Origin of the sequence: Fusibacillus kribbianus, assembly GCF_030053595.1 — a bacterium.
Classification (GTDB): domain Bacteria; phylum Bacillota; class Clostridia; order Lachnospirales; family Lachnospiraceae; genus Lientehia; species Lientehia kribbiana.
This window is the reverse complement of record NZ_JASGBQ010000004.1, coordinates 20719-45351: the sequence shown is the minus strand read 5'-3', so window position 1 is coordinate 45351 and position 24633 is coordinate 20719. Positions and strand designations below refer to the sequence as shown.

Genomic DNA, 24633 nt, shown 5'->3' with positions numbered 1-24633 from the left:
TAACATCTGTAATGGAAGAGGAAGACCCGATGAGACGAATTGTGATTGTGGGAGGCGGCGCTGCAGGGATGATGGCAGCCCTGGCGGCGTCAGGGCCGGATACGAAGGTTACGCTTCTTGAAAAAAACGAAAAGCTGGGGAAAAAGCTTTTTATCACCGGAAAGGGACGCTGTAATGTGACCAATGATTGTGAGGTGGAGGAGCTTCTGTCCCATGTGGTTACCAACAGAAAGTTTCTGTACAGTGCTTTTTATGGCTTTTCCAGCCGGGATATGAAGGCATTTCTGGAGAAACGGGGCCTTAGGCTTAAAACGGAGAGAGGAAACCGGGTATTTCCTGTTTCCGACCATTCCTCGGATGTGATCTCCTGTTTATCCAGAGGTCTTTCGGAGGCAGGGGTGGAGGTGAAGCTTCATACGGAGGCAATCAGACTGGTGACGGTAGGAGAACCTGCCGGGATCAGGGGGGTGTATACCGGGGATGGTTCCTTTTATGAGGCGGATGCAGTGATCGTTGCCACCGGGGGGCTTTCTTACCCCTCTACCGGTTCCACCGGAGACGGTTATCGATTTGCCAGAGAGGCCGGCCATCGGGTGACGGAGCTTTCCCCGGCTCTGGTTCCCTTTGAAGCGGAAGAGGACTGGGTCAGGGATCTTATGGGACTTTCCCTTCGAAATGTGGCGGTGACGGTTTTTGACGGAAAAAAGAAGCTGTACAGCGAATTTGGCGAGATGCTGTTTACTCATTTTGGAGTCAGCGGGCCAGCCATCTTAAGTGCCAGCAGCATTGCAGCAAAGAAAATAAAAAAAGGGCCCCTTATGCTTTCTGTGGATTTAAAGCCTGCTCTCAGCAAGGAGCAGCTGGACAGCAGAATTTTGAGGGATTTTGACGAAGGAAAAAACAGGCAGTTTCAGAATTCCATCGGAGGCCTCTACCCTTCGAAGCTGATACCTGTTATAATAAAACGAAGCGGTATTCCGCCGGAGAAACGGGTCAATGAGATCTCCAGGGAGGAGAGGGAGCGGCTTGTTTCCCTTACTAAGAATTTTACGGTAACACTGACGGGACTCAGAGATTATAAAGAAGCAATCATTACTCAGGGCGGTGTTCAGGTGAAGGAGATCAATCCGGCCACCATGGAATCCAGACTGGTGAATGGACTTTATTTTGCCGGGGAGGTTCTCGATCTGGACGCTGTTACCGGCGGCTACAATCTGCAGATCGCCTGGTCCACCGGATATGCGGCGGGAACTGATGCGGGCAGAAAGAAGGAGACAGAATATGAGCATTAATATTGCCATTGACGGACCGGCAGGAGCCGGAAAGAGCACCATTGCAAAGCTGGTGGCGAAGCGGCTTGATTATATTTATGTGGATACCGGAGCCATGTACCGGGCCATGGGACTGTATTTTGTAAGGCAGGGGATCTCTTCCGATGATGAAGCTTCCATCAATGAGGCCTGTGAACATGCAGATATTTCCATCGTATATCAGGGAGGAGAACAGCAGGTACTTTTGAACGGAGAAAATGTGACCGAACATCTTCGCACGGAGAAAGCAGGCAATATGGCTTCTGCTGTTTCCGGCTACGGGAAGGTAAGGGAAAAGCTGGTGGAGCTTCAGAAGAAGCTGGCTGCCAGTGAAAATGTGGTCATGGATGGCAGAGATATCGGTACTGTTGTTCTTCCCAATGCCGATTTGAAGATTTATCTGACGGCAAGTGTGGAAACAAGAGCAAAAAGACGATTTCTGGAATTGACAGATAAGGGGATTCCCTGTAATATAAAAGAAATCGAAAAAGATATTGAGGAGAGAGATTACCGGGATATGCACCGGGAAAATTCGCCTTTGAAACAAGCGGAGGACGCCGTTTTCCTGGATTCCTCTTTTATGGGAATCGAAGAGGTGGCTGATGCCATCATAAACAGACTGAAGGAACGTACAGCAGGAAGATAATCGGATCTTCGCAGTAAAACGAAAAAGGAACTGGAACAGTCATGAAAGTAGTGGTAGCAAAGACTGCGGGCTTCTGTTTCGGCGTGAAGCGGGCAGTGGATACCGTGTATGAGCAGGCGGAGAAGGAAGATGCCGTCCGGCCCATTTATACCTATGGACCCATTATTCACAATGAAGAAGTGGTTCGGGATCTGGAAGAGAAGGATATCCGCGTCATTGATTCCGAGGAGGAGCTTCAGGATATTTCCGGAGGTACGGTCATTATCCGTTCCCACGGTGTCAGCCGGAGAGTATATGAGCTTTTGGAGAGCCGGGGATTTTGCGTGGTGGATGCCACCTGCCCCTTTGTGAAAAAGATCCACCGGATCGTCCGGGAAGAATCGGAAAAGGGCAGTACCATCGTCATTGTGGGCAATGCAAGTCATCCGGAGGTGGAAGGCATACGGGGCTGGTGTCAGGACAGGGGTTTTGTGGTGGAGACACCGGAGGAAGCGGAGAAATTACAGTTTCCTGACGGAACAAGGCTCTGTATCGTATCACAGACGACATTTAATTACAATAAATTTCAAGTTCTTGTTGAAATAATATTAAAAAAGAGTTATGATAGTATTGTTGTGAACACTATCTGCAGTGCAACCCATGAACGCCAGGCTGAAGCAAGACAGTTAGCCTCCAAAGTTGATGTGATGTTGGTTATCGGCGGGAAGAACAGCTCGAATACTCAGAAGCTATATGAAATCTGCAGAAAAGAATGCAACAATACTTACTATATTCAGACGGTCCGCGATCTCAGAGCTGAGTGGCTGGACGGAAAACGAAGTGTAGGTATTACGGCGGGGGCGTCTACCCCCAATCATATCATAGAGGAGGTTCATACAAATGTCAGAATTAAGTTTTGAACAATTGCTTGAAGAATCATTAAAAACAATCAGAACAGGAGAGGTAGTCACTGGCACTGTTATCGGTGTTAAGGAAGATGAGATCATCTTAAATATAGGTTACAAGTCAGACGGCATCATCAGCAAGAGTGAATATACAAACGACTCCTCTTTGAATCTGATGGAAACCGTTCACGTTGGCGACGAGATGGAGGCTAAGGTCCTCAAGGTGAATGACGGTGAGGGACAGGTACTTCTGTCTTACAAGAGACTGGCTGTTGACCGCGGCAACAAGCGTCTGGAAGAAGCTTTCAACAATGGTGAGGTTCTCACTGCAAAGGTTGTTCAGGTTCTGGATGGCGGTTTAAGCGTAAACGTGGAAGGCGCCAGAGTATTCATCCCTGCAAGCCTTGTTTCCGATTCCTATGAGAAGAATCTGGAGAAGTACGCAGATCAGGAGATCGAGTTTGTTATTACCGAGTTCAATCCCAGAAAGAGAAGAATCATCGGCAACCGCAAGCAGCTTCTGGTAGCTAAGAAGGCTGAGATGCAGAAAGAGCTTTTTGCAAGAATCGAAGTCGGACAGACAGTAGAAGGTATCGTAAAGAATATCACTGATTTTGGTGCATTCATTGATCTGGGCGGTGCAGACGGACTGCTTCACATTTCCGAGATGTCCTGGGGCCGTGTTGAGAATCCCAAGAAGGTGTTCAAGGTTGGCGAGGAGATCCGTGCATTCATTAAGGATATCAACGGCGATAAGATCGCGCTGAGCCTTAAATTCCCTGAGGAGAATCCCTGGGTAAGAGCTGCTGAGAATTATGCAGTTGGAAATATCGTAACCGGCCGTGTGGCCAGAATGACCGACTTTGGTGCATTCGTTGAGCTGGAGCCCGGTATTGATGCCCTTCTTCATGTATCTCAGATTTCCAGACAGCATGTGGAGAAGCCTGCTGATGTTCTTTCCATCGGACAGGAAATCGAAGCAAAGGTTGTTGATTTCAACGGCGAGGACAAGAAGATCAGCCTGAGTATGAAGGTTCTGGAAGCACCTGCTGAAGCAGCAGAGCCTGTTGCAGAGGAGACCGAAGAGTAATTAAAAACAGTTTTTTGTAAGCATGGATAAGTAATGAAAGAGGCACAGGACAAAGATTAGTCCTGTGCCTTTTCTGATAAACAACAGTTTTAAATCGGAAGGGATCTTTTCAAAGAACCCGTTGATATTCCAGCATCAGCTCTTTGGCTGCCGGGCTGACGATCAGAGAACCGGTTTCCATGTCAAAGGCAGCGATCCTGGCCTGGCAATAACCGCTTTTATAATAGCCGTAGCCCCTGTAATATCGGAAGCGCCGGATAATACGGCGAACGTCATCACGTATTCTCTTCTCGCTGATAAATACCCCTGTCACATAGGTATAGATATGGTTCTGGGGTGGGGAAGACTCTCCTGCACAGACCATCCAGGGTTCGATGATCGTGGTAACCTGATCACGGAAGCGGAGAATGTCCCGTTTGGAAAGAGTCAGGGTACTGCGAATAAAAGCGTGTTCAAAACAATTAAAATGGCTGTACGCCGCATAAGCATCATAGATCGTATCGTCAAGCTGATACGGGCGGATCACATCGTAATCATTGGAATAATAAGTCAAAAGCCTTTTGAAAAGGCTGTTTGCATCTATCATAAAACACTCCCGAAGTGAAAAAAGACAATTTACCAAATAGTCGACAGATATCGACAGCGAACAGGTAAAATCATAGCATTATTTCGGGAGAGTTGCAAGCAGAAACTGCTGTAAAAAGACAGGATCTTTAAAAAGTCCTTCCTCGTATTCAATATAGGAGGGTTTTTGTTTATATTCTCTGTAAAAAACAGGATGTTCACCGGCAGCAGCTTCCGGTATGGGGAGAAAACAGCCGGTTCGTTTCTGATAACAGGTTTTGGCAGTAGCCTTCCTCCTGTGAGTCTTCTCTACAAAAGCGGCCACACTTTTGTGAATGGCACGGTCTTCCAGGGGCAGATAATAGTAATCGCAGTAATTGCTGAAGAAATACCTGAGCGTTCCCTCGAAAAGAGGAAGACGAAAGATCAGCATATCGCCGCGGCAGACAAGCCTGCAGTCGCCGACAGAGAAGGAACAGGGGACAGGCAGAGAAAAACAGTCACACTTGCAGGTGACAAAGAGCTCGCGGGCTTCCGTCCCGTCTGCAGTTCTGTAGTGGGAGAGCTCTTCAGCCTGAACATGAAAGCCGCCGCAAAAGAAATCTTCATAGGAAAACAGTGAAAGCAGGGCGGGAAGGCCCTTCACATCCTCCTCATTGTGAAGAAGGAGAGCCTCGTATAAGGAAGCTTCGCCGGTTCGCAGATACTGCCAGTAGAAGTTTATGAGCTGCCCGCCGTCATAGAGATCTTCCCTGTCATTGCCAAGAAAGGCCTCCAGCGTTTTCTGACGGCAGTCAGGGAGACCGAGGATGGTCTTTAAAGGCTTTACTTTTCGATAGATATCCAGGCTTTCCGGTTCTCTGCCGGAAACGGGTGTATGGTAACGGGCGGCACGTTCCTTCAAAAACGGAAGGTCGAAGGTGGTGCCGTTGAAATGCACTAAGGTTGAAAACCGGGAGGCAAACAGAAAGAAGTGGAGAAGGATCTCGCCTTCTGCGTCGGGGGATTCAGCAAACCACTGTTTCATGTGCCAGCGGCCGTCTCTCACGTAAACACAACCGATCAGGTAAATCATATCTTTTTTGGAAGAGAGACCTGTGGTTTCAATATCAAAAAAAAGTAGATCTTCCGGATCGCCGAGACGTGCCAGATCATATGTACTTTTGAATTCAAATTCTTTCGTTATCGTTTTCATACTTTTATTATAAAAGCCGTCTTTTCCGGTGTCAAGGCAAAAATAGAACACCTGTGCGAAAAACTCTTGCCAGACAGAGGGAACTGTGATAAACTGTTTTTGGAGAAAAGGGAAAAGGGGATTCGGAATGATTTCTTTTATAAAAGGCAGGCTTTTGGAATTATATGAGGAAGCGCTGATCGTGGAGACCGGAGGCATCGGTTATCAGATCCAGGTTCCGCTTTCCATGCTGTCGGAGGTTTCCGTCGGCAGTGAAATACAGGTCTATACTTATCTTCATATGGGACAGGATTCCTCGCTTCGCCTTTATGGCTTTTCCTGTCGGGAGGATCTGGAGGTGTTTAAGCTCCTCATCGGGGTCAGCGGTATCGGTCCCAAAGGAGCGCTTGGGGTACTTTCTGTCATATCACCTGATGATCTGCGGTTTGCCGTTCTCTCAGAGGACGCAAAGACCATTGCCAGAGCGCCTGGGATCGGTATCAAGACTGCCAAAAAGCTGATTCTGGAGCTTAAGGACAAGTTTAAGCTGGAGGATGCCTTTGAGATTAAGAAGGGCCATGTGGCGTCCGGAGAAGATGAAGCTTCCGGTACTTCTATCCAGGACAGAAAGGGTGAGGCGGTACAGGCCCTGACGGCCCTTGGCTACAGTGCAGCGGAAGCCATGAAGGCGGTGAATCAGGTGTCGGGAGCCGAAGAGCTTTCGGTGGAGGCCATTTTAAAAGCAGCTCTCAGAAAGATGACATTGTTTTAATGGAAGCGGATACTGACGCGGACAGGAAAGGAAGCATCTGCTGATGGAAAAAAAGCGGATTATCAATACAGAATTTACCAGAGAGGATCAGGGCATTGAGAATCATCTGCGCCCGAGGAGCCTCGATGAATATATTGGACAACAGAAAGCGAAGGATATGCTTCGGGTATATATTGACGCGGCCAAATCCCGCGGGGAGTCCCTGGATCATGTGCTGTTCTATGGACCGCCCGGTCTGGGAAAAACGACTCTGGCCGGGATCCTGGCCAATGAGATGGGATCGGAGCTTAAGATCACGGCAGGTCCGGCCATTGAAAAGCCCGGAGAGATGGCTGCGATCCTCAACAATCTCAATGACGGGGATATTCTTTTCGTGGATGAGATCCATCGACTGAACCGTCAGGTGGAGGAGGTTCTCTATCCCGCCATGGAAGATTATGCCATTGATATTGTAATTGGAAAAGGGGCCTCTGCCCGTTCGATCCGTCTGGATCTGCCTCATTTTACCCTGGTGGGCGCGACCACCAGAGCAGGACTTTTGACTGCTCCTTTAAGGGATCGTTTCGGCGTGGTCCACCATCTGGAGTTTTATACAGAGGATGAGCTTCTCGCCATTATCATGCGGTCTGCCAGAGTCCTCCGGGTAGAAATCGAAGAGGAAGGAGCCAGACAAATCGCCTCCCGTTCCCGGGGAACACCACGGCTTGCCAACCGTTTCCTGAAACGGGTCCGGGATTTTGCGCAGGTGCGTTACGACGGTGTGATCACAAAGCAGGTTGCCTCCGATGCGCTGGATCTTCTTGATGTGGACCGATTGGGACTGGATCATACGGACCGCCGCATACTCCTTACACTGATGGAGAAGTTCGGGGGAGGTCCGGTGGGTCTTGAGACCCTGGCGGCAGCTCTTTCGGAGGATGTGGGGACACTGGAGGATGTATACGAACCCTATCTTCTGAAAAATGGTTTTATCAACAGGACACCCAGAGGAAGGATGGCTACAGAAAGGGCCTATCATCACCTGGGGATTCCCTGCCCTTATGGTTCTGATGTCGAAAACAGTCGATAAATACTATATCTTGTGCCTTTTTTTCAAAGTTTCATATTTCTAGTTGTTTTTTACTGGGATTGCCTTTATAATAGAGAAAAGACTGCCGGAACAGGTACATAAGGAGAAATGGAATGAATTCCAGAAATTACACGGATGTGATTATTGCCGGAAAGGTTTATACATTAGGTGGCTATGAGAGTGAAGAGTATCTCCAGAAGGTGGCTGCTTATCTCAACGGGAAGAACAGCGAGCTTCGGAAGATGGATGGATTTCTCAGACAGACACCGGATTATCAGAACATATTGCTTCAGCTTAATGTGGCAGACGATTATTTCAAGGCCGTGGGACGCCTGGAGGAACTGGAGGAGCAGGCGGAGACTCAGGCCAATGAGATCTACAGTCTGAAGCATCAGCTTGTGACTGTTCAGCTCAAGCTTGAGGAGATGAAGCGGGAACTGGAACACTGGCAGAAGAAGGAACAGGAAGTTTAGAAACAGGCGGGGGCAGCGCAGGAGAAGCAGGCCCCCGATTTTTATGGAAGGCTTTTGATATGGATAGAGGGAAAGAACAGGTGATTGAGGTGCTGGCCCCGGCCGGCTCCTTTGAAAGCATGAAGGCAGCTGTGAATGCAGGCGCAGATGCCGTCTATATGGGAGGAACCAGATTCGGCGCGAGAGCCTATGCGGAAAATCCGGAAAAGAACAGATTGCTGGAGGCCATCGATTATGTCCATCTTCACGGAAGAAAGCTGTATCTGACCGTGAATACCCTTGTCAAGGAAAGGGAACTGGAGGAGGAGCTTTATGATTTTCTCGTCCCCGTCTATGAGGCCGGTGTGGATGCTCTGATCGTCCAGGATATGGGAGTGTGGCGGGCAGTTCGCAGCTGGTTTCCGGATCTGCCTCTTCATGCCAGTACCCAGATGACGATTACCGGGGTGAATGGGGCGATGGAGGCAAAAAAAGCCGGAGCAGCCAGAATCGTCACAGCCAGAGAGCTTTCCATTCCGGAGATAAAGGCCATTCACGATCACGTGGATGTGGAGATAGAGGCATTTGTACACGGCGCTCTCTGTTACTGTTATTCGGGACAGTGCCTTTACAGCAGCCTTGTGGGAGGGCGCAGCGGAAACAGGGGAAGATGTGCCCAGCCCTGCCGGCTTCCTTATGAGGTATGGGACGGAAAGAAAAAAAGGAACCGCCCGGAGGGACTTCATGTGATGAATCTGAAAGATCTCTGCGGATTGGATCTGCTGGGAGAGCTTCTGGATGCCGGCGTCTGCTCACTGAAAATCGAAGGCAGGATGAAAAGCCCCCGTTATACGGCCGGAGTGGTGAGCGTATATCGAAAATATGTAGATTATTATAAAAAAGTGGGGAGTAAAGGCTGGAAAACGGCAAAAGAGGATAAAGAGTTTTTGCTGGAGCTCTTTGACAGGGGCGGATTTTCCAACGGATATTTTCATGATAAAAACGGCCGTCATATGGTGGCGCTCCCGGAAAAACCTTCTTACCGTCAGGTAGATGCGGCTCTTTTTGAAAATCTCGACAGGCAGTATGTGGAATCAGAAATAAAAGAAAAAATCAAGGGAAACTTAAGGATTGCTCAAGATTTACCTGCTACACTGTCTTTAAGCATGGGTGAGACGTCGGTCAGTGTGTCAGGAGAAACGGTACTGGAAGCCAAAAAAAGTCCTCTTTCCGGATCAGATCTGGAAAAACAGATGAAAAAGCTGGGTGGGACTCCGTTTGTTTTTGAAAATCTGGAGATCGATCTTGCTCCCGGCTGCTTTCTCCCGGTCCGGGCACTCAATGAGCTTCGAAGAAGCGCAGTTGAGAAGCTTACGGAAGAACTGTTGAAAAAGTACAGGAGGCAAGCGACCCGCGGCAGAGAGAAAAAAACAACGGAACTTTCTGTAAATCAAGCAGGAAATCCGGTGTTATCTGTGCTTGTCGAGGAGGAAGGTCAGGCGCTCGCTGCCATCAGGGAGCAGGCAGTAAAGAGAATTTATCTGTCAGTCAATCAGGTGGAGTGGGACCGGATCCCGAAGCTTGCAGACATGACAAAAGCGGCGGGAAAGGAGTTTTATCTGGCCCTTCCCCAGATATGCAGAGACCGGGCAGAAAAGGAGCTTTATGCCAGGGAATCGTTCTTTCGCATTCCTCAGGTGGATGGATTCCTTCTTCGGATCATAGATGAGCTTCCGTTTATTGAACGGTTTGGAAAACAGTATTCTTATGTGGCGGATTATTCTCTCTATACCTTTAACCGGGACGCCAGGCAGACATTGTTTGACCGGGGCATTTCCATGGATACGGCGCCCCTTGAATTAAATGAAAAGGAGCTGAAGGAGAGGGGAATGGATAACAGTGAGCTGGTGGTCTATGGCCGTCTTCCCATGATGGTTTCCGCCCAGTGCATCCGCAGGACCACCGGGGATCCGGCCTGTGGAAAACATACGGACTTTCTTATCCTCAGTGACAGAAAGCATATGGAGTTTCCGGTGAAAAATTACTGCCGGTTCTGTTACAATGTGATTTATAACAGTGCACCCCTGTGGCTTGCCGATGAGATTCCTTCTGTGCGCTCCTTAAAGGCGCCTATGCTCCGGCTTCAGTTTACCGTGGAGGATGCGGGAGAGGTCACAAAGGTGATCCGGACATATGAGGCGTTCCTCAAGGGGGAGAAAGGCCCGGATCTTTATAAACCCGAAAGCCGTACAAGAGGACATTACAGGCGGGGAGTGGAGTAGGTGAAATTGTGACAAATATTGTAATTCAGGTGACAAAGTATATCATGCTGGTTCTGATCCTTCTGTATACCCTGGCCACCTATCGCTATCTGACATTAAAAACTCATAAGGGAAGGAACCGGGCCTGTGGCATGCAGCTTTTCTGCATGTATGCGCTGCATCTGACCGGGTATCTGGCTATCATTCTCTATACGGGCGACCATACTATGTTTTATTTTTACCTGGCTCAGGTGGTATTCTTTACGTTGTATCTGGTGCTTTTTCGGGTGTTTTATAAAAAAGCATCCAGACTTCTCATTAACAATACCTGTATGCTCCTGGCTGTCAGCTTTATCATGCTGACAAGGCTGGGACCGGAGCGGGCGATCCGCCATTTTATCGTGACTGCTGCGGCTGCGGCCGTTGCCATGGTGGTGCCGGTGATCGTTAAACGTATGCGATATCTGTGGCGGTTTGGCTGGCTGTACGCTGCGATCGGCATTGTCGCCCTCGGTGCGATCTTTGCATTCAGTACCGTAAAGCACGGTGCCTACCTTTCCTTTGATATCGGAAATCTGTTCTCTTTGCAGCCGTCGGAATTTGTGAAGATCACCTTTGTATTTTTCGTCGCTTCCATGTTCCAGACAAGCATCAGCTTTAAGCGGGTCGTTGTCACCACAGTGGCGGCGGCTACCCATGTACTGATCCTGGTGGCTTCCAAGGATCTGGGGGCAGCGCTGATTTACTTTATCGCGTATCTTTTAATGCTTTTTGTGGCAACGAAAAGCTATCTTTATCTGTTTGGAGGGGCGGCGGCCGGCAGCATTGCGTCGGTGCTCGCCTATAAGGTCTTTTCCCATGTCCGTGTCCGGGTGCAGGTATGGAAGGATCCGTGGATGGACGCCAACGGAGATGGATGGCAGATCCTTCAGTCGCTGTTTGCCATTGGAAGCGGCGGATGGCTGGGCGCAGGACTTTATCAGGGGATGCCGGAGAAGGTGCCGGTAGTCCGGTCGGATTTCATTTTTGCGGGAATTTCCGAGGAATTCGGCGGGATCTTTGCCATTGCACTGATCCTGATCTGTTTAAGCTGTCTTCTGCAGTTTTTATGGATCTCCACCTGGATGGACGGAATGTTCTATAAGATCATTGCCTTCGGACTGGCTGCGATTTACGGCGCCCAGGTATTTTTAAATATCGGTGGTGTGATCAAATTTATTCCCTCCACAGGTATTACGCTTCCTTTTGTCAGCCACGGAGGAAGCTCCATCATGAGTACTTTTATCATGTTTGGAATTATTCAGGGACTCTATATATTAAAACAGGATGAGGTTGATAGAATTGAAAAAGAACGGCAGCTTGAACGGAGAAGACAGGCCTTATACGCGCAAAGATATGGAAAAGGTCCGGCGGGCCCTCGTCAGTCAGGAGAAGGAAGAAGAGGAAATCCTTCAGGTAGAGGAACGAACAAAAAAGGTTAACCGGGAGATTCGGATCGCAGGAGCATTTTTTGTGGTGATGTTTCTTGCAACCATAGCCTATTTTTCCTGGTATCTGGTTGTAAAAAGCAAGGATACCATCAACAGCTCCTACAATGCCAGACTGAATACCTTCTCTGAAAAGGTAGTCCGGGGAGAGATCCGGGGAAAAAACGGAGAGGTACTGGCGCGGACGGTGGAGGATTCAGAAGGAAATGAAGTACGGGAGTATCCTTATGAAAATCTCTTTGCCCATGCGGTTGGATATTCCGATTCCGGAATCACGGGGCTGGAGGCAGCGGCCGGTCAGTATCTGCTGACGACCCATTTAAACCTGCTGGATCAGGTCAATAACGAGATGGAAGAGGTGAAAAACCCCGGTGACAATGTGGTGACTACGCTGGATCCGTATCTGCAGCAGCTGGCTTATGATGCGCTGGGAGAATACAATGGCGCCTGTGTGATCATGGAGCCCGGTACCGGAAAGATCCTTGCCATGGTTTCCAAACCGGATTTCAATCCCAATACGGTTTCTGCGGATTGGGAATGGCTGATTTCCGAGGAAAATACAGATGCCAATCTGTTAAACCGGGCAGCCCAGGGACTTTATCCGCCCGGTTCCACCTTCAAGCTTCTGACGACTCTGGAATACATTCGGGAAAACCCCGGAACCTGGGAAAATTATCAGTATGAGTGTGAAGGTTCCATGACATACGGAGATTCCGTCATGAGCTGCTACAACAACCATGTTCATGGCCTTCTGGATCTGCGTTTGTCTTTGGCAAATTCCTGCAATACTTCCTTTGCCACCATTGGACAGACTCTGAATCTGGACAGCTTCCATTCCCTTTGTGAAAGCTTTCTGTTTAACAAAGAGCTTCCGGTACCGGAAGGTATGGAATATAAAAAGAGTTCCTTTGTGCTGGATGGTTCCTCCGGTCTTTCCGAGCGGGTACAGACGGCCATCGGCCAGGGACGGACGATGATCTCTCCTCTGCACAATGCGCTGATCACGGCGACCATCGCCAATGGAGGGACCATGATGTCTCCTTATCTGGTCGAGCGGGTGGAAAGTCCTGACGGAAAGGTGGTCAAGCAGTTTATGCCCCAGTCTGCCGGGAAGCTTATGACAGCAGATGAAGCAGCGACCCTGACGAATTTCATGGTTGCCGTGGTCAATGAAGGTACCAGCCCGTCCCTTCAGTCAGATTCGTATCAGGTGGCCGGCAAGACCGGTTCTGCAGAATTCAGCTCCAACAAGGAAGAGAGCCATGCATGGTTCGTGGGTTTTGCCCCTGCTGAGAATCCGGAGATCGTGGTCAGCATTATTTATGAGAATGGCGGTACGGGCGGCTCCGTGGCGACCAAAGGCGCCAAAAAGATTTTCGAAGGTTATTTTTCCAGATAACGTGCCGCTGGTTGGAGGCTTTTTTTGATTTTCTGCTGATGGGATATGCCACTTGCACTGACTTTCAAAATAAGCTATACTAGAGGTAATCAAAGATACACACCAGGAGCAGGAGGGATTGCAATGATTGAAGCAACGAGCTGTGGCGGTGTGGTTATATTTCGAGGCAAAATTCTCGTCCTTTATAAAAATTATAAGAATAAATATGAGGGCTGGGTTTTGCCAAAAGGAACTGTAGAAGCAGGAGAGTCTTATGAGGAGACGGCCCTTCGTGAAGTGAGAGAAGAGACGGGCGTTCAGGCTTCCATTGTCAAATACATTGGAAAAAGCCAGTATTCCTTCAATATTCCCCAGGATACCGTGGAGAAGGATGTCCACTGGTATCTGATGATGGCCGACAGCTATTACAGCAAACCACAGCGGGAGGAATATTTTCTTGATTCCGGATATTATAAATTTTATGAAGCTTACCATCTGCTGAAATTTCAGAATGAAAAGCAGATCATGGAGAAGGCGTATCATGAATATCTGGAATTAAAAAAGAAAAGCCTCTGGAACAGCAGGAATGATTAAAGAAAAACAGGCAACAATAGGGAAGAGGGTACGGAAGGTATCCTCTTTATTCTTATATGGGAGGTACGATAATGGAACAAAAAGCCTGGAAAGCCTTCAGTGCTTTTTTAGAAGAGGAAAATGCCCTTCGAACAGCGCTTACGCTGTTTGACTGGGACAATGAGACTCTGGCACCGGCAGAGGCGTCAGAACGGACATCGCGGGCGGTAGGAGTGCTGTCCTCCTCCTATCAGGAGCTTCTCATCTGCGAAAATACGGGAAAGCTGTTAAAACAGGTAAAGGAATGCGATGAACTGACAAAGCTGCAGGCTGCCATCGTGCGGCAGGTGGAAAAGGAGCGGGAAAGGCTTCTTGTGATTCCGGAAGAGGAATACCGCCGCTTTTCGGAGCTGACAGCCGTGTCGGTGGGAAAATGGAGTCAGGCGAAGAAAAACAATGATTTTGCGTCCTTTGCACCGGTTCTTTCGGAAATCCTGGAAATGCGAAAAAAATTTGCTGCCTATCGGGCGAAGGAGGGGGAACCGCTCTATGATGTCCTGCTTTCCGATTATGAGGAAGGGTTTACGACCGAAAAGCTGGATGATTTTTTCGGAAAACTGAAAAGGGAAATCGTTCCGTTGGTGCAATGGGTCAGAGAGCAGAATCGAAAGAAACCGATTACCTCTGCCTTCTTATTTCAGAATTACGATATAGAAAAACAAAAGCGGTTCAGCCGATGGCTCGCCGCCTGTCTTGGCTTCGATTTTTCCAGAGGCGTCCTGGCGGAAAGCGAGCATCCTTTTACCACAGCCTTACATCGGGATGATGTGCGGATCACCACCCATTATTACGCAAACAATCTGGAAAGTGCAATCTTTTCAACGATACATGAAACCGGACATGGACTGTTTGAGCAGGGAAATGACGAGGCTGTGACGCAGACTCCCATCGGAGGCGGTTCCTGCGGGGTTCATGAATCCCAGTCCCGTTTTTATGAGAACATGCTGGGCAGAAGCCGTGCCTTCTGGAAACCGGTCTACGGAAAGCTGACAAAGACATTTCCGGAGCAGTTATCGAATATTTCCCTGGATGAGTTTGTCCGAGCCATCAACCGTTCGGAACCGGGGCTATTAAGAACCGAGTCCGATGAGCTTTCGTACTGCCTCCATATCATTGTGCGCTACGAGCTGGAAAAGCAGCTTCTGGAGGGAACTCTTTCTGTGAAGGAACTTCCGAAGGAATGGAAGAAGCTTTATGAGGAATATCTGGGTGTTAGTCCGGAAACAGACGGAGAGGGGGTTCTTCAGGACATCCATTGGGCCATGGGAGAGTTTGGGTATTTTCCGTCCTATGCCCTTGGAAATGCCATGGCGGCCCAGATTTACGCCCATATGAATCAGGAAATGAATGTGGAGGAGCTTTTGGAAAAGGGAGAGCTTGCTCCTGTTACCGGGTATCTGCGGGAGCATATTCATCGGTACGGAGCATCGAAAAATATGGAGGAGCTTTGTCAGGAGCTCACCGGAGAAGAGCTGAATCCGGTTTACTACACAAGGTATCTGAGAGAAAAATTTGAAACGATCTACGGATAGGAGAGATTGCATATGAAAATTCAGTATATCCATCACAGCAGCTTTTCGGTGGAGTTTGAGAAGGCCGTATTTTTGTTTGATTATTTTGAGGGGGAGCTTCCTGAGTTCCCCCGGGATAAGGACATGATCGTCTTTGCCAGCCACAGGCATCATGACCATTTTGACCGGATCATTTTTGACCTGGCGGACAAGTATCCTTCTGTTCGGTATATTCTGTCTAAGGATATCCGGATGAGTGAGAATTACAGAAAACGGATGGGAATCCCGGATGAGACAGCATCACGGATCACATACATAGGGAAGAATGCAGAGCTTGCGCTTATGGCAGGAGGAGAGCCGCTCAAGGTGGAAACGCTGACCTCCACCGACGAAGGGGTGGCATTTATTCTGCAATATGAGGGAAAATGCCTGTACCATGCCGGGGATCTCAACTGGTGGACCTGGATCGGGGAAACGGAAGAGGAGTATGAGGATATGACACGCCGCTTTCAGTCAGAGATCGCCAAAATAAAAGGCCGGCACTTTGATGCGGCTTTTGTCCCGCTGGATCCGAGACAGGAGGAGCGGTATTCCTGGGGGCTTGACTACTTTATGAGAAATACGGATACGGATCAGGTATATCCCATGCATTTCTGGGGCGATTTTTCCGTAATCGACCGGCTGATCGCAGATGAGGTGTCAAGACCGTATCGGGAAAGAATCGTGAAAATAGAGAAATAAATATGCGCGGTATCCAAAGAACGGTATACCGCGCAGCATATGTGATTTATTTGAATTCCAGCTCCAGCTGTTTGAACTGATTTTCCCGTTTTTTATTATATTTGGCGATCAGCTTCTGAATCTTGCTGGTGGGATCAATGATGTCTGTCAGCGTATGATCATGGTTGATGGTATTGATGATTGCCGCTGTGAATTTGGACATGTCAGCTTCCAGGTACCAGTCGCGGGCGAGAAGCTCAGCCGGGCGATAGTTCAGATTGGTGGTAACCACGTAATCGAAGTAGCCGCGGTTGTGGAAATCATCAAATTTGTCGAAGCCGTCGGTGAAGAGTCCGAAGGTACAGCAGATGATTACCTTGTCAGCATGCCGATCCTTCAAAGCCTTGGCCGTATCCAGCATGCTTTCACCGGAGGAGATCATATCGTCGATGATAATGACCGTTTTTCCGGCTACGTCGGTGCCGAGGAATTCATGGGCAACAATGGGATTCCGTCCGTTGATAACCGTAGAGTAATCACGGCGCTTGTAGAACATACCCATATTGACACCCAGATTGTTGGCAAAGTAAACGGCACGTCCCATGGCTCCTTCATCCGGGCTGATGATCATCAGATGCTCCTTGTCGATGATCAGGTCATGATCTTTCTTGAAGATCGCCTTGATAAACTGATAGGGCGGCATGAAATTGTCAAAGCCGTGAAGAGGAATAGCATTCTGGACTCTTGGATCATGGGCGTCGAAGGTAATGATGTTGGAAACGCCCATATTGGAGATCTCTTCCAGTGCATAGGCACAGTCCAGGGATTCTCTCTTGGTCCGTTTATGCTGCCGGCCCTCATAAAGGAAGGGCATGATCACGTTGACCCGGTGGGCATTGGCAACTGTTGCACCGATGATCCTCTTCAGATCCTGATAATGATCGTCGGGGGACATGAAATTCTGATGGCCGCATACGGTGTAGGTGAGGCTGTAATTGACCACGTCGACCATGATGAAAAGATCCGTGCCACGGACAGATTCATTTACAACTCCTTTACCTTCGCCGGTACCGAAACGGGGGCAGGAAGCATTGATCAGGTAGGAATCGCAGTCATATCCGCGGTATTCCACGCTTGCCTGACGGCGAAGAAGCTCCTCCGTATCATTCTTTCGGAAGGTGACGATGTGCTTGTTGACCTTCTCCGCAAAAGTTCTGCAGCTTTCCAGGGCACAGATTTTTAAAGGTGCCACCGGAATCGTGTTTTTAAACGCATAATCGTTGGACATGGGAATCCTCCAGTTTATTCTCTCGTAAAAGTAGTATCGGTTAACAGAGACCGTGTTACTCTCTGTACACCGACATTATAGATTTTTCATACATAAATTATATAACATTTCCTGACATATTTCGCAAGTACAAAAGACCGTGCAAAATGCACAAACCTTTACAAATGGGGGAAATGTTGGTATGATAAGTAAAGTGCCGGATTTTTGCCACGATGGAGAGAACCTGTTTATGAAAAAAAATGAGCATGTCGTTACCTGTGTGAAGCCGGGATCCATGGCGGAGGAGCTGGAGCTTGAGCCTGGTGATATCCTCCTTGAGATCAACGGACACAGACTGGAAGATATTTTCGATTATCAATACTATATGGAAGATACCTATGTGGAGCTGCTTGTGAAAAAGCCGGACGGCGAGGAGTGGCTTCTGGAGGTGGAGAAGGATGAGGACGAAGACCTGGGAGTCATTTTTGAAAACGGTCTTATGGACGAATACCGTTCCTGCCGGAATAAATGTATTTTCTGTTTCATTGATCAGATGCCGCCCGGGATGCGGGATACCCTATATTTCAAGGATGACGACAGCCGCCTTTCCTTCCTTCAGGGAAATTATATTACTCTGACCAATATGAGTGATCATGATATTGACAGAATCATTGCGTACCATCTGGCTCCCATCAATATTTCTGTTCATACGATGAATCCGAAGCTTCGCTGCAAGATGCTTCATAACCGGTTCGCCGGCGATGCGCTTCAAAAAATCAGACGCTTTTATGAAGCGGGAATCGAGATGAACGGGCAGATCGTGTTGTGCAGGGGGATCAATGACAGGGAGGAGCTGGAGCATACTATCGAAGCGTTGGGAGAATTCCTTCCCCATATGAGGAGTGTTTCCGTGGTACCGGTAGGGCTTACAAAATTCCGGGATGGTCTTTATCCCCTTGAACCTCTCACGAAAGAGGATATGGAAGATGCTCTGGCACGGATCGAACGGTTCCAGCAGATCTTTTTTGAGCGGTATGGTGTTCATTTCATCCATGCCAGCGATGAATTTTATCTGATGTGCGGACGCAGCCTCCCGGAGGCGGAACGCTATGACGGGTATTTGCAGCTGGAAAACGGCGTCGGAATGCTTCGGCTTCTGGAGGATGAGGTTATGGAAGCGCTGGAGGAGGACAGAGAGGCCCGATCCGCCGAAGAAGGACCTGCCGAGGATAAGCGGGAGCGGAGTGTTTCCATAGCCACCGGGTGTCTGGCGGCCCCTTTTATAAAAGAACTGGCATCCAGAGTCCAAAAGGAATATCCGGGTTTGAAGGTCACGGTATATGCCATTCAGAACAGATATTTCGGAGAACTCATCACCGTGTCGGGACTGATCACCGGACAGGATCTTGTAAGCCAGCTTCAGGGAAAGGAGCTGGGAGAACGGCTGCTTCTCCCTGTCAATATGTTCAAAAGCGGAGAAGAAGTATTTCTCGATGATGTGACTCTCGCAGAAGTACAATCCGCTTTACAAATAAAAACGGATATTGTAAAATCAAGCGGGCGGGAATTTGTAAACGCCCTGACAGGCGCCGGACTTACCGGCGGGCCGGACAGATACCGGCCGTATGAGCTAAAGGAGTGAACCATGAGTAAACCGATCGTGGCCATCGTCGGCCGCCCAAATGTAGGAAAATCCACCCTGTTCAATGTGCTGGCCGGGGAAAAGATTTCCATTGTGAAGGATACGCCCGGTGTTACCCGTGACAGGATATACGCGGACTGTACCTGGCTGAATCATCATTTTACCCTGATCGATACCGGGGGCATTGAACCGGATTCCAGTGATATTATCCTGTCTCAGATGCGGGAGCAGGCACAGATCGCCATTGATACGGCAGATGTGATCATATTTATCACAGATGTGCGTCAGGGGCTTCAGGACGCCGATTCCAAGGTGGCGGACATGCTCCGCCGTTCCGGAAAGCCGGTGATTCTGGCTGTCAATAAGGTGGACAGCTTTGCCAAATTTATGGCGGATGTCTATGAATTCTATAATCTGGGGATCGGCGACCCGGTTCCTGTCTCGGCTTCTTCCAGACTGGGCATCGGCGATCTTCTTGATGAGGTCGTAAAGCATTTTCCGGAAGGGACAGGTGAGGAGGAAGAGGATGATCGTCCGAGAATCGCCATTGTCGGGAAACCCAATGTAGGAAAATCCTCGATCATCAACAGGCTTCTCGGCGAAAACCGGGTCATTGTTTCGGATATTGCCGGGACCACCAGAGATGCCATTGATACGGTCATCAAGCGCAACGGAAAGGAATATGTGTTCATTGACACGGCAGGCCTTCGCCGAAAGAGCAAGATCAAGGAAGAGCTGGAACGGTTCAGTATTATCCGGACGGTGACTGCAGTGGAGCGGGCCGATGTGGTGGTGCTTGTCATCGATGCCACAGAGGGGGTTACCGAGCAGGATGCCAAAATCGCCGGGATCGCTCATGAGCGCGGAAAAGGCATCATCATTGCCGTCAACAAATGGGATGCCATTGAGAAGAATACGAATACGGTCAATAAGTTTTCTTCCAAGATCCGGGAGATCCTTTCCTTTATGCCCTATGCGGAGATCCTTTATATCTCAGCGCTTTCCGGACAGCGGCTTCCGAAGCTGTTTGATCACATTGATGTGGTCATTGAGAATCAGAACCTGCGGATCTCCACCGGTGTGCTCAATGAGATACTCATGGAAGCCGTTGCCATGCAGCAGCCGCCTTCTGACAAGGGCCACCGTCTGAAGATCTATTATATGACCCAGGTTTCAGTAAAACCGCCCACCTTCGTTCTCTTTGTCAACGACAAGGAGCTGATGCATTTTTCATACACCAGATATCTGGAAAACAAGATCCGTGATGCCTTTGGCTTTGGCGGAACATCTCTCCGGTTTATCACCAGAGAAAGAAAGGAAAAGGAATAATCATGGAACGGATCATCTGTCTTTTGACCGGCTATGTGTTTGGACTGATACAAACGGGATACATTTACGGAAAGATCATTCATAAGGATATCCGGCAGTATGGAAGCGGCAATTCCGGAACGACAAACGCACTGCGGGTACTGGGAAAAAAAGCAGGAGTCATTGTGTTTCTGGGGGATTTTCTGAAGGCGGTCATTCTGTGCCTGCTGGTGAAATTCCTTTACGGAAAGACCATGCCGGAAATGGCTCCTCTTCTTATGCTGTACGGAGGCCTTGGCGTGGTGCTCGGGCATAATTATCCCTTTTATCTGAAATTCAAGGGCGGAAAGGGGATTGCAGCTACCTCCGGCGTGATCATCACCATGGACTGGAGAATCACACTTGTATGTCTGGCCGCATTTGTGATCAGCGTAGCGATTACCAGGATCGTATCCATCGGTTCCCTGCTTGTGGTGACGGTCTTTCTCGGTATGTGGATCGGCCTGGGACTGGCAGGACTTCTGCCACTTTCCGGTCCCTATCTGACGGAGTCCTTTGTCGTGGTGCTTGTGTTCACGGCTCTTGCCTACTGGCGGCATCGGGCTAACATAAAAAGGCTTATCAATGGAACGGAAAACAGATTCGGTTCCAAAAATAAATAGAACCTCAAAGAGGTTCTGAAGGAGAATGTTATGGCGAATATCAGTATTATCGGTTCCGGTACCTGGGGAATGGCTCTTTCTCTTCTCTTATACAAAAAAGGGCATACGGTAAAGGTGTGGTCGGCGATTCCGGAGGAGGTTGCCATGCTTCGGGAGAAGCGGGAGCACAAGAATCTGCCGGGCGTCCCCATTCCTGAGGATATGGAGATCACGGGGGATCTGGAGGATTGTGTAAAAAGCGCTGATCTTATGGTTTTGTCGGTACCTTCGGTGTTTACCAGACAGACGGCGAGAAAGATGAAGCCTTACGTGGCCGAGGGACAGATCATCGTCAATGTGGCAAAGGGAATTGAGGAGACGACTCTTATGACTCTGTCTGAGCAGATCGAGGAGGAAATTCCTCAGGCCAATGTGGCTGTTCTTTCCGGTCCCAGTCATGCGGAGGAGGTAGGGCGCGGAATCCCCACCACCTGTGTGGTCGGTGCCAGGGACAGAAAGACGGCAGAATACATCCAGAATATTTTTATGTGCAGGGTGTTCCGTGTGTACACCAGCCCCGATATTATGGGCATTGAGCTGGGAGGCTCCTTAAAGAATGTCATTGCTCTGGCAGCCGGGGTGGCGGACGGACTGGGCTACGGGGACAATACCAAGGCGGCGCTCATTACCAGAGGAATGGCGGAGATCACGAGACTGGCACTTAAGATGGGGGCTCACGTGGAAACCATGTACGGATTAAGTGGTGTCGGCGATCTCATTGTGACCTGTGCCAGCATGCACAGCCGGAATCGCCGGGCAGGTATCCTTATTGGTCAGGGAAAGTCCATGGAGGAGGCCATGAAGGAAGTGCAGATGGTGGTGGAAGGTGTGTATTCCGCCAAGGCAGCGGCGGCTCTTGCCGATAAATATGAGGTTCAGATGCCGATCACCAAGGAGATCAACAAAGTGCTTTTTGAAGGAATGGCTGCATCGGAAGCAGTGGAAAATCTGATGCTTCGGGATAAGAGCATCGAGCATCCCAACATTCCGTGGGAAAAATAAAGAAACTAAAAAAAACAGGCGGCATCGTCCCGTAAAGGGCTGTGCCGCCTTTGTACTGTAATATATAACTGTTATTCCGGCAGATCTTTCAGCTGCTTGTCGTAGGTCTTTTTTAAGAAGAACAGAGCCATCAGAATGGAGGAGATCTCCGCAATGGGAAAGGAAAACCATACGGCGGGAAGTCCGAGGGTGACGGCAAACAGGTAAGCCACCGGCACAATAAAGCCGATCTGCCGGATCACCGACATGATCAGGCTGTAGAGACCGTTGCCCAGGGCCTGAAAGACGGAAGAGCATACGATGCAGATGCCGGCAAATACGAAGCTTAAGCTGATAATTCGAAGGGCCGGAACACCCATGGAGAGAAGCTCCGGTGAATCGTTGAACATGCGAATCAGGGGCGCAGGAATCAGCTGGAACAGGAGGATTCCCACAGCCATGATTCCAACTGCGATGACAACACTTAATTTGATGGTGTCGGTGATCCTCTTTCTCTTCCGGGCTCCGTAATTGTAGGCCACAATGGGGATCATTCCGTTATTGAGACCGAACACAGGCATAAAAATGAAGCTCTGCAGCTTGAAATAAACCCCCAGAACGGAGACGGCTGTGGAGGAAAACATCAGAAGGATCTTATTCAAAAGGAAGGTCATCACCGAAACAATGGACTGCATGATGATGGAAGGAACACCTACTTTATAAATCTGACCGATAATATGGCCGTCAGGACGGAAGGAGCGGAAATGAAAATGAAGCTCCTTATTCTTTTTCAGGTTAAAGAAGAACGCCATAACGGCAGCCATGCATTGTCCGAAAACGGTTGCCACGGCTGCGCCCGCAACTTCCATGCGGGGAAAGCCGAAAAGACCGAAGATCAGGATCGGATCCAGAATGATATTGATGATGGCGCCGGTTCCCTGGGTGATCATGGTATAGAGGGTTTTTCCGGTGGACTGCAAAAGCCGCTCCAGGGTAAGCTGCAGAAAAAGGCCGATGGACGCGAGGGTGCAGATCCGAAGATAATCGGTGCCGTGATGAATGATTTCAGGGATATCGATCTGGCTGGAAAAATACAGATGGCTTCCGAAGAGACCGAACAGGGCGAAGGCTCCATAGGAAAGCAGAGCCAGGAAAATACCGTTTAAGGCTGCAGCGTCCGCCTGCTTAAAGTTTTTCTCCCCGAGGCTTCTGGAGAGATATGCGTTGATGCCGACGGCAGTACCGCTTCCCAGAGCGATCATTAGACTCTGTATGGGAAATGCCATGGAAACGGCGGTGAGGGCATGCTCGGAAAGCCTTCCCACAAACACGCTGTCAACCACATTGTACATGGCCTGAACCAGCATGGAGATCATGATGGGTAAGGACATACTGATGAGCAGCTTATTGACGGGCATAACCCCCATTTTGTTTTCACCAGCCGAACCTGCAGTAATCGTTTCTTCTTTCATACTCAATACTCCAATCTTAAGAGAGGTTCTATAAGACGACAGGACCTAGCATAACACAATATAAATTCAGCCGCAATAGCTTATTGTGGAAATGGAGAAAATATGGTATTTTTTAAGGGAGGTGAGTCTATGGAAACGAGAAAGTATTATTATGAAGACAGCCACCGGACGGAAATGACGGCCACTGTGCTTTCCTGCGAAGAGGGGAAGAAGGGATTTGAGGTGGTCCTTTCCGGGACGGTGTTTTTCCCGGAGGGCGGAGGACAGAGCGCCGATACGGGTGTCTTTTATATTTCGGAGGAGGAAACGGTTTCCGTACTGGATGTCCATGAGCGAAACGGGATCATTTATCATACCACAGATCAGCCTGTGGAGCCGGGAACGGAGCTTCGTGGTGAGATCGACTGGAACGAGCGCTTTTCCAAAATGCAGAATCATTCCGGGGAGCATCTGGTCTCCGGCATCATTCACCGTCTGTTTCAGTACAATAACGTGGGATTCCATCTGGGAAGTACGGATGTGACCATTGATTTTGACGGGCCTCTGACCAGGGAACAGCTGAATCAGGTGGAGCAGATGGCCAATGAGGCGGTCTTCTTGAATCTGCCTGTGCTGGAGGAGTTTCCCGACAGGGAGCATCTGGCAACTATGGAATACCGGAGCAAAACAGAGATTTCCGGACAGGTCCGGATCGTGACCATTCCGGGCTATGACTGCTGCGCCTGCTGTGCCCCGCATGTGAAGACGACCGGAGAGATCGGCATCATCAAATTCCTGGATGCTGTCAGCTATAAGGGCGGAATGCGGGTTCATATGCTGTGCGGACGGCGGGCAGTTCTCGATTATGAAAGCCGTTATGAGGCGGTGGCAAGGATTTCAGCGCTTCTCTCCGCAAAGCAGGCGGAAACGCCGGAAGCAGTAGCCCATATGAAGGAGGAGGTCAAAGGGCTGAAGGAGGAGATCTCCGGATGGAAGCAGGCTCTTATCGGGGAAAAGCTTCTGTCGCTTCCCGAGGGGGAAGATCCGCTGTGCTTTTTTGAGGACCGGCTGAGCGGCGATGAGCTTCGGAAGCTGATTGACGGGGCAGCCAGGAAAAGGACAGGGCTTTGTATCGGCTTTCACGGCACAGAGGGAAGCTATCAGTTTGTCATGGCGGGACAGAAGGGCGATATGAGAACGGAGAGCAAAGCGTTCCTGGCGGCGGTGGGAGGCCGCGGCGGAGGGACTGCCAGAATGGCCCAGGGCATGGTCACAGCCCGGCGGGTAGACGTCGAAGCGTACTTTTCAACCTTAAAAGTTCAGGAGCTGTGA

General features: G+C 49.4%; 22 protein-coding genes. 18 read left to right on the top strand and 4 right to left on the bottom strand.

Annotated features, from left to right (window positions below; all coding sequences use genetic code 11):
• Positions 1–29 precede the first annotated feature (29 nt).
• Genes QJ036_RS04170 through rpsA form a run of 4 tightly spaced genes read left to right on the top strand, consistent with a single transcriptional unit; the run spans position 30 to position 3930 of the window.
• Positions 30–1292 carry a BaiN/RdsA family NAD(P)/FAD-dependent oxidoreductase gene (locus tag QJ036_RS04170; protein WP_283230189.1) on the top strand — a complete coding sequence of 421 codons (1263 nt, stop codon included), beginning with the start codon at positions 30–32 and terminating at the stop codon, positions 1290–1292.
• Positions 1282–1956, top strand: coding sequence for a (d)CMP kinase (gene cmk, locus QJ036_RS04165; RefSeq protein ID WP_283230188.1), 675 nt, complete (start codon positions 1282–1284; stop codon positions 1954–1956). Before QJ036_RS04170 ends, cmk begins: the two co-directional genes overlap by 11 nt.
• Before the next feature lie 41 nt (positions 1957–1997).
• Positions 1998–2855 (top strand): 4-hydroxy-3-methylbut-2-enyl diphosphate reductase, encoded by an 858-nt coding sequence (ispH, locus tag QJ036_RS04160; RefSeq protein WP_283230187.1) that lies wholly within the window; start codon positions 1998–2000, stop codon positions 2853–2855.
• The gene (gene rpsA / locus QJ036_RS04155) at positions 2836–3930 is read left to right on the top strand and encodes a 30S ribosomal protein S1 (protein WP_283230186.1); all 1095 of its coding nucleotides are present in this window, start codon (positions 2836–2838) and stop codon (positions 3928–3930) included. The genes ispH and rpsA overlap by 20 nt, the downstream gene beginning before the upstream one ends.
• A gap of 109 nt (positions 3931–4039) precedes the next feature.
• Here rpsA and QJ036_RS04150 read toward each other — a convergent pair whose 3' ends face one another.
• Positions 4040–4516 (bottom strand): DUF8052 family protein, encoded by a 477-nt coding sequence (locus QJ036_RS04150; protein ID WP_283230185.1) that lies wholly within the window; start codon positions 4514–4516, stop codon positions 4040–4042.
• Between the two features lie 78 nt (positions 4517–4594).
• The gene (locus QJ036_RS04145) at positions 4595–5689 is read right to left on the bottom strand and encodes a ribonuclease H-like domain-containing protein (protein ID WP_283230184.1); all 1095 of its coding nucleotides are present in this window, start codon (positions 5687–5689) and stop codon (positions 4595–4597) included.
• Between the two features lie 127 nt (positions 5690–5816).
• On the opposite strand from QJ036_RS04145, the gene ruvA reads away from it, so the two are divergent.
• The 9 genes from ruvA to QJ036_RS04100 all read left to right on the top strand — a co-directional run bounded on the left by ruvA (position 5817) and on the right by QJ036_RS04100 (position 15972).
• On the top strand, positions 5817–6440 hold the full coding sequence (gene ruvA, locus QJ036_RS04140) for a Holliday junction branch migration protein RuvA (protein WP_283230183.1): 624 nt from the start codon (positions 5817–5819) through the stop codon (positions 6438–6440).
• Positions 6441–6483: 43 nt separating this feature from the next.
• Positions 6484–7509 (top strand): Holliday junction branch migration DNA helicase RuvB, encoded by a 1026-nt coding sequence (ruvB, locus tag QJ036_RS04135; RefSeq protein ID WP_283230182.1) that lies wholly within the window; start codon positions 6484–6486, stop codon positions 7507–7509.
• Between the two features lie 113 nt (positions 7510–7622).
• Entirely contained in the window at positions 7623–7982 is a 360-nt protein-coding gene (locus tag QJ036_RS04130) for a cell division protein ZapA (protein WP_283230181.1), read from the top strand.
• A 59-nt stretch (positions 7983–8041) separates the two neighbouring features.
• The gene (locus QJ036_RS04125) at positions 8042–10243 is read left to right on the top strand and encodes a U32 family peptidase (RefSeq protein ID WP_283230180.1); all 2202 of its coding nucleotides are present in this window, start codon (positions 8042–8044) and stop codon (positions 10241–10243) included.
• An 8-nt stretch (positions 10244–10251) separates the two neighbouring features.
• Entirely contained in the window at positions 10252–11703 is a 1452-nt protein-coding gene (locus tag QJ036_RS04120; RefSeq protein WP_283230179.1) for an FtsW/RodA/SpoVE family cell cycle protein, read from the top strand.
• Positions 11618–13108 (top strand): peptidoglycan D,D-transpeptidase FtsI family protein, encoded by a 1491-nt coding sequence (locus tag QJ036_RS04115; RefSeq protein WP_283230178.1) that lies wholly within the window; start codon positions 11618–11620, stop codon positions 13106–13108. Before QJ036_RS04120 ends, QJ036_RS04115 begins: the two co-directional genes overlap by 86 nt.
• A gap of 123 nt (positions 13109–13231) precedes the next feature.
• Complete coding sequence (locus QJ036_RS04110) at positions 13232–13681, top strand: NUDIX hydrolase (protein ID WP_283230177.1); 450 nt, start codon at positions 13232–13234, stop codon at positions 13679–13681.
• A 71-nt stretch (positions 13682–13752) separates the two neighbouring features.
• On the top strand, positions 13753–15252 hold the full coding sequence (locus tag QJ036_RS04105; RefSeq protein ID WP_283230176.1) for a carboxypeptidase M32: 1500 nt from the start codon (positions 13753–13755) through the stop codon (positions 15250–15252).
• Positions 15253–15264: 12 nt separating this feature from the next.
• Positions 15265–15972 (top strand): MBL fold metallo-hydrolase, encoded by a 708-nt coding sequence (locus QJ036_RS04100; protein WP_283230175.1) that lies wholly within the window; start codon positions 15265–15267, stop codon positions 15970–15972.
• 46 nt (positions 15973–16018) lie between these two features.
• Here the strand turns inward: QJ036_RS04100 and QJ036_RS04095 are convergent, their stop codons facing one another.
• Complete coding sequence (locus QJ036_RS04095; protein WP_283230174.1) at positions 16019–17239, bottom strand: ribose-phosphate pyrophosphokinase; 1221 nt, start codon at positions 17237–17239, stop codon at positions 16019–16021.
• Positions 17240–17468: 229 nt separating this feature from the next.
• Between QJ036_RS04095 and QJ036_RS04090 the strand changes: the two genes are divergently transcribed.
• The 4 genes from QJ036_RS04090 to QJ036_RS04075 are packed head-to-tail and all read left to right on the top strand — an operon-like array spanning position 17469 to position 21871.
• A complete protein-coding gene (locus tag QJ036_RS04090) occupies positions 17469–18860 on the top strand; it encodes a DUF512 domain-containing protein (RefSeq protein WP_283230173.1) in 1392 nt (463 codons plus the stop codon).
• A 3-nt stretch (positions 18861–18863) separates the two neighbouring features.
• Positions 18864–20189, top strand: a complete 1326-nt coding sequence (gene der / locus QJ036_RS04085) for a ribosome biogenesis GTPase Der (protein ID WP_283230172.1) — start codon at positions 18864–18866, stop codon at positions 20187–20189.
• A 2-nt stretch (positions 20190–20191) separates the two neighbouring features.
• Positions 20192–20830, top strand: coding sequence for a glycerol-3-phosphate 1-O-acyltransferase PlsY (gene plsY / locus QJ036_RS04080; RefSeq protein ID WP_283230171.1), 639 nt, complete (start codon positions 20192–20194; stop codon positions 20828–20830).
• A gap of 30 nt (positions 20831–20860) precedes the next feature.
• Positions 20861–21871, top strand: a complete 1011-nt coding sequence (locus QJ036_RS04075) for an NAD(P)H-dependent glycerol-3-phosphate dehydrogenase (protein ID WP_283230170.1) — start codon at positions 20861–20863, stop codon at positions 21869–21871.
• Positions 21872–21942: 71 nt separating this feature from the next.
• Here QJ036_RS04075 and QJ036_RS04070 read toward each other — a convergent pair whose 3' ends face one another.
• Positions 21943–23322, bottom strand: coding sequence for an MATE family efflux transporter (locus QJ036_RS04070; protein WP_283230169.1), 1380 nt, complete (start codon positions 23320–23322; stop codon positions 21943–21945).
• 129 nt (positions 23323–23451) lie between these two features.
• Between QJ036_RS04070 and QJ036_RS04065 the strand changes: the two genes are divergently transcribed.
• Positions 23452–24633 (top strand): alanyl-tRNA editing protein, encoded by a 1182-nt coding sequence (locus tag QJ036_RS04065; RefSeq protein ID WP_283230168.1) that lies wholly within the window; start codon positions 23452–23454, stop codon positions 24631–24633.